The 521-nt window shown below is 67.9% G+C and carries 1 protein-coding gene; it reads left to right on the top strand.

The window, feature by feature from the left end; all coding sequences use genetic code 11:
• Positions 1-521: DUF6502 family protein (locus tag AC3A6B_RS29875; RefSeq protein WP_487840246.1), on the top strand; the 521-nt coding region annotated here is incomplete at both ends.

Raw genomic sequence — 521 nt, 5'->3', positions numbered from 1 at the left:
GTCAAGCACGGCCATCTGGAGGAACTGCTGCGCGACGTGCTGGTCGACGAAGCGCGCAGCGCCTGGCTCAAGGCCAAGGGCGCCGAGCCGAACATCAGCCAGCTGTCGGTGACGACAGGCTTGAACCGCAAGGCGGTGACCGCCATGGTGCGTGAGGTGGAGGATCCGTTGCCGCACACCGGGATGTCGGCCGCGGCCAAGACCCTGACCTTGTGGCTGCAGATGATCGACGACGATCCTGCGCACCGGTCCCTGCCCATCGTGGCCGAAGGCCAGGGGCCATCGTTCGAGACGCTCGCCCGGCGGGCCAGCCGCGGCAACGTGCACCACCGCACCATCCTCGATGAGCTGATGCGCCTGAACATGGCGATCGAGCACGAAGGGCGCGCCGAACTCAACGCCACCGCCTTCGTTCCGGCGAAGGACCTGAAGACCATGCTCGCCTTCCTGGGCGACAACACGCGCGATCACCTGCTCGCGGGCGTGGCCAACACGCTCGGCGCAGAGCCGCCCCTGCTGGA

The sequence above is a fragment of the Variovorax sp. Soil_C_33 genome (assembly GCF_057656935.1).
This window is presented reverse-complemented; position numbering and strand designations above follow the sequence as displayed.